Source organism: Achromobacter sp. DMS1, from assembly GCF_001270295.1.
In genome coordinates this window covers 1-5323 of record NZ_LHSJ01000240.1, presented here as the reverse complement: position 1 = coordinate 5323, position 5323 = coordinate 1, and the positions used below count along the sequence as shown (strand labels likewise).

Below are 5323 nucleotides of genomic sequence, written 5' to 3'. Positions count from 1 at the left end.
TCTGGCCGCCGGCCGGACGCGGTCGCGAAGCGGCGCACGGCGCATGGCGCGCCCCTCAGCAGCCTTCGTGGCCGAGGAGTTGCTTGAGCGCGGGCATGTCCAGGATGCGGACCTCGCGCTGGTTGATGCGGATCAGGCCGTCGCGCGCGAAGCGCGAGAACAGCCGGCTCACGGTTTCCAGGGTGAGCCCGAGGAAGTTGCCGATTTCCTCGCGGCTCATGCGCAGCACGAACTCGGTGGACGAATACCCCAGCGAGGCATAGCGCTGCGACAGGTTGAGCAGGAAGGCGGCCAGGCGCTGCTCGGAGCGCATCGAGCCCAGCGAGGCCAGCATCTGGTGCGAGCGGGTGATCTCGCGGCTCATCAGGCGGCGGAACTGCTGCTGCAGCGAGGGCAGGTGGGTGGCCACCCGGTCGATTTCCGCGAGGCGGATGACGCACACCTCGGAGTCTTCGAGGGCCAGGGCCGCCGACACGTGGCGGCCGTCCAGCATGCCGTCCATGCCGACGATCTCGCCGGGCAGGTGAAAGCCGGTGATCTGGATCTGGCCGGTGGCGTCTTCGAGCTGGGTCTTGAGGCTGCCGAAGCGCACGCCGTAGACCGCATCCAGCGGCTGGTCGAGCGTGTACAGCGCCTTGCCCTTTTCGACGCGCACACGCTCTTTCACCAGTTCGTCCAGCTTTTCGACTTCGGCCGCCGCCATGCCGACGGGAACGCACACGTGGCCGAGCATACACGTGGAGCAATGGGCGGCATCAGGGGCAACGGGAACCCGTTTTTGCATAATGACCTCTGTAGGATCCGGCGGGCGCGCGGCGCCTCGGCGGGAAAAGCGTGTGTAGAGAACATCCATTGTAGTCTGTTGTTACTACGGCGTCTTACGGGGCCGGAGCCCGGGCTCCAGGCGGCGCTTCGCGGATTTCTTCCGGTCGATTTCACCACGGACCGGGCCTGCGCGCCATCGGCCGGCAAGCGGACGGCAGCCGTCGCGGATTCCCGCCGCGCGTAGCGTGCCGCGGACAAAAGCGTATATGCTCATCGCATCCGGAAGTCGAGAAGATGGGCCGGACCCGCCCCGGGCGGATCCAGGGCCGGCGGGCTATTGAAAACCGCCCATCCGGCCGCATATTCAGGTCATCGAGCCAGCCGCCGCTGAACACAGGTCGGGCAGGCTCCCCAACAGCCTAAAGACCATTATGCGATTCGACAAACTCACCACCAAGTTCCAGCAGGCCCTGGCAGACGCGCAAAGCCTGGCGGCCCGCAACGACCATCCCTACATCGAACCCCTGCACGTGCTTTCCGCGCTGCTGACCGACCCCGACAGCGGCGCCGGCAGCCTGCTCGCGCGCGCCGGCGTGGCCGTCAACCGCCTGCAGCCGGCCATCGACGCCGCGCTCAAGACCCTGCCCCAGGTGCAGGGCGAAGACAACGTGCAGGTCGGCCGCGACCTGCAGGCGGTGCTCACCCGCACCGACAAGGAAGCCGCGCGCCGGGGCGACACCTACATCGCCAGCGAGCTTTTCCTGCTGGCGCTGGCCGACGACAAGAGCGAGGCCGGCCGCATCCTGCGCGACGCCGGGCTGCAGAAGAAGGCGCTGGAGGCCGCCATCGACGCCGTGCGCGGCGGCGAGAGCGTCTCGGCCGCCGAGGGCGAATCCAACCGCGAGGCGCTGGCCAAGTACACCATGGACCTCACCGAGCGCGCCCGCCAGGGCAAGCTCGACCCGGTCATCGGCCGCGACGACGAAATCCGGCGCACCATCCAGATCCTGCAGCGCCGCACCAAGAACAATCCCGTTCTGATCGGCGAGCCCGGCGTGGGCAAGACGGCCATCGTCGAGGGCCTGGCCCAGCGCATCGTCAACGACGAGGTGCCCGAAACCCTGCGCGGCAAGCGCGTGCTGGCGCTCGACCTGGCCGCGCTGCTGGCCGGCGCCAAGTTCCGCGGCGAGTTCGAGGAGCGCCTGAAGGCCGTGCTCAAGGAACTGGCGCAGGACGACGGCAGCAACATCGTGTTCATCGACGAGCTGCACACCATGGTGGGCGCCGGCAAGGCCGAGGGCGCCATGGACGCGGGCAACATGCTCAAGCCCGCGCTGGCGCGCGGCGAGCTGCACTGCATCGGCGCGACCACGCTCGACGAATACCGCAAGTACATCGAGAAAGACGCCGCGCTCGAGCGCCGCTTCCAGAAGGTGCTGGTCGACGAGCCCGACGTGGAGTCCACCATCGCCATCCTGCGCGGCCTGCAGGAGCGCTACGAGATCCATCACGGCGTCGAGATCACCGACCCGGCCATCGTGGCCGCGGCCGAGCTTTCGCATCGCTACATCACCGACCGCTTCCTGCCGGACAAGGCGATCGACCTCATCGACGAGGCGGCCGCCCGCATCCGCATGGAAATCGATTCCAAGCCGGAAGTCATGGACAAGCTGGACCGCCGCATCATCCAGCTCAAGATCGAGCGCGAGGCCGTCAAGAAGGAAACCGACGACGCGTCCAAGCGCCGCCTGGCCGCCATCGAAGACGAGCTGGAGAAGCTGCAGCGCGAGTACAACGACTACGAAGAAATCTGGAAGGCCGAGAAGGCCGCCGTGCAGGGCACGCAGGCCATCAAGGAAGAGATCGACAGCGTGCGCGCCGAAATGGCCGAGCTGCAGCGCAAGGGCCAGTTCGACAAGCTCGCCGAGCTGCAGTACGGCAAGCTGCCCGACCTGGAATCGCGCCTGAAGGCCGCCGAGGTGGGCGCGGCCGCGGTGGCTTCGGAGGCCGAGGGCGACGGCGGGCGTCCGCGCCTGCTGCGCACCCGCGTGGGCGCCGAGGAAATCGCCGAGGTCGTTTCGCGCGCCACGGGCATTCCCGTGTCCAAGATGATGCAGGGCGAGCGCGAAAAGCTGCTGCACATGGAAGAATACCTGCACAAGCGCGTGGTCGGCCAGGACGAAGCCGTGCGCCTGGTGTCCGACGCCATCCGCCGCTCGCGCGCGGGCCTGTCCGATCCGTCGCGGCCGTATGGCTCGTTCCTCTTCCTGGGGCCCACGGGCGTGGGCAAGACCGAGCTCACTCGCGCGCTGGCGGAGTTCCTGTTCGACTCCGAAGAGCACATGATCCGCATCGACATGAGCGAATTCATGGAGAAGCATTCCGTGGCCCGCCTGATCGGCGCGCCGCCGGGATACGTGGGCTACGAGGAAGGCGGCTACCTCACCGAGGCCGTGCGGCGCAAGCCGTACAGCGTGGTGCTGCTCGACGAGATCGAGAAGGCGCATCCGGACGTGTTCAACGTGCTGCTGCAGGTGCTGGACGACGGCCGGCTCACCGACGGCCAGGGCCGCACCGTGGACTTCCGCAACACCGTCATCGTCATGACTTCCAACCTGGGCTCGCACCACATCCAGAGCCTGGCGGGCAAGCCCTACGAAGTCGTGAAGGAAGTGGTGTGGGACGAGCTCAAGCAGGCCCTGCGGCCCGAGTTTCTCAACCGCATCGACGAGGTGGTGGTATTCCACGGGCTGGAAGCGCAGCACATCGAGTCCATTGCCCGCATCCAGCTGCGCCGCCTGGGCGAGCGCCTGGAAAAGCAGGAAATGCGGCTGGAGGTCAGCGAGGCAGCGCTGGCGGAATTGGCCCGTTCGGGCTTCGATCCGGTGTTCGGGGCGCGTCCGCTCAAGCGCGCCATCCAGCAGCAGATCGAGAACCCGGTCGCCAAGCTCATCCTCGAAGGCCAGTTCGGCCCGCGCGACGTGGTGCCGGTCGATTGGCAGGACGGCAAATTCGTGTTCACGCGCACCCTGCAGTAAGACGGCCGCGCCGGCGGATTCTCCGCCGGCGGCCCTCCGGTTTTCACGCCCCCCGCGTTTTCGTCGGGGGGGCTTTTTTGTCGCTGGGCCGCCCCAAGACAAAAAGCGCCCCCTTGGGGGGGCAGCAAGCCCGCGCAGCGCAGGGGCGTTTCTTACTGCGCGCCGGCCTCGCCGGACTGGCTGTCGGCCAGGGCCTGGTTGAGGATGGCCCGGGCGGTCCAGCGCGCCACGTCGGTGATGGCCGGCAGTTGCAGGTGCCAGATGTCCTTGAGTACAAGAAAGACTTCGGTGCCGTAGACCAGCGACAGCGCCTGCGCCACGCGGTCGCGTTCGGCGGGCGACAGGCGCGGGGCCAGCGGTTCGATGGCGCGGCGCAGCACGTCCACCCGGTGCCCGCGCACCAGGCGTGGCTCGCTGCCGGCGCGGCCGGCGCTGGCCTCGGCGTGCTGCTGCAGCGACACCATGACGGCGGCGCGCAGCGGGGCCTCGTGTTCGGCCAGGCGGGGGTAGGCGTAGCGCAGCAGCTCGTCCACCCGTTCGGCGGCGTCGGCGGCGGCGCTGGTCCAGGCCACCAGCGGACCCAGGCTTTCGTCCACCACCGCGGCGATCAGCGCGCTCTGGCTCGGAAAGTACCGGTAGGCGGTGGCGCGCGACACGCCCGCGTGGCTGGCCAGCTCGGCCACCGACGGAATCGTGCCCTGCGCCATGAGGGCCTGCGCGGCGTCGAGCAGGGTCTTGCGCATGCGGGCCCGCGGGCCGTGGGGCGGCTCGCCGCTGGCGGCCGCCTGCGGGCTGGCGGGCGCGATGAGCTGGCGCGGGCGGGAAGGCGCGCGCGAGACGCGTGCGGAAGGTTTACGCGATTCGGAGGTTTGACCTGAGACATGTGTCTCAGTATGATTCTTTCGTCTCATTTCTGGATTTTACGGGCTTGGGGGTCGACAGGCCCTGGCCTGCATGACATCGAGGCGTGCGCACGCAGTGTAGCCGCCCGCGGAGGAGCCATGACGAATGCGAACCGGCGGGTCTACGTGGCCGCCACCTACGACACCAAGGGCCATGAGGCCGAGTATGTGGCCGCCTTGCTGCGGCAGGACGGGCTGGACGTGGTTTCGGTGGACGTGTCCACCACCGGCCAGGCCAGCGCCGCCTCGGTGCAGGCGCGCGAGGTGGCGGCCAGCCATCCGCAAGGCGAGGCCGCCGTGTTCACCGGCGACCGCGGCACCGCCATCGCCGCCATGGCACAGGCCTTCGAGCGTTACGCAGCCGGGCGCGCCGACCTGGGCGCGCTGCTGGGCCTGGGCGGCTCGGGCGGCACGGCGCTCATTACGCCCGCCATGCGGGCGCTGCCGATCGGCGTGCCCAAGCTGATGGTTTCCACCATGGCCTCGGGCAACGTGGCGCCCTACGTCGGCCCTTCCGACATCGCCATGATGTATTCCGTGACCGACGTGGCCGGGCTGAACCGCATCTCGCGCCGGGTGCTGGCCAACGCGGCCGGCGCCATCGGCGGCGCGTTCCGC

The 5323-nt window shown here is 68.9% G+C and carries 4 protein-coding genes; 2 read left to right on the top strand and 2 right to left on the bottom strand.

Annotated features, from left to right (window positions below; all coding sequences use genetic code 11):
- Positions 1-55: 55 nt before the first annotated feature.
- Positions 56-784 (bottom strand): helix-turn-helix domain-containing protein, encoded by a 729-nt coding sequence (locus AD428_RS21100; protein ID WP_053246479.1) that lies wholly within the window; start codon positions 782-784, stop codon positions 56-58.
- A gap of 412 nt (positions 785-1196) precedes the next feature.
- Here AD428_RS21100 and clpB point away from each other — a divergent pair, with 412 nt between their 5' ends.
- The gene (gene clpB / locus AD428_RS21095; RefSeq protein ID WP_053246478.1) at positions 1197-3803 is read left to right on the top strand and encodes an ATP-dependent chaperone ClpB; all 2607 of its coding nucleotides are present in this window, start codon (positions 1197-1199) and stop codon (positions 3801-3803) included.
- A 152-nt stretch (positions 3804-3955) separates the two neighbouring features.
- Here the strand turns inward: clpB and AD428_RS21090 are convergent, their stop codons facing one another.
- Positions 3956-4546: a TetR/AcrR family transcriptional regulator gene (locus tag AD428_RS21090; RefSeq protein WP_235491050.1), complete on the bottom strand. Its 591-nt coding sequence runs from the start codon at positions 4544-4546 to the stop codon at positions 3956-3958.
- 258 nt (positions 4547-4804) lie between these two features.
- Here AD428_RS21090 and AD428_RS21085 point away from each other — a divergent pair.
- Positions 4805-5323 (top strand): Tm-1-like ATP-binding domain-containing protein (locus AD428_RS21085; protein ID WP_160318613.1); only part of this gene is annotated, 519 nt, incomplete at its 3' end.

Excerpts from the sequence above, each read along its gene's own strand:
- AD428_RS21100 (WP_053246479.1), bottom strand. The coding sequence starts at position 784 with ATGCAAAAACGGGTTCCCGTTGCCCCTGATGCCGCCCATTGCTCCACG.
- clpB (WP_053246478.1), top strand. The coding sequence starts at position 1,197 with ATGCGATTCGACAAACTCACCACCAAGTTCCAGCAGGCCCTGGCAGAC.
- AD428_RS21090 (WP_235491050.1), bottom strand. The coding sequence starts at position 4,546 with ATGCGCAAGACCCTGCTCGACGCCGCGCAGGCCCTCATGGCGCAGGGC.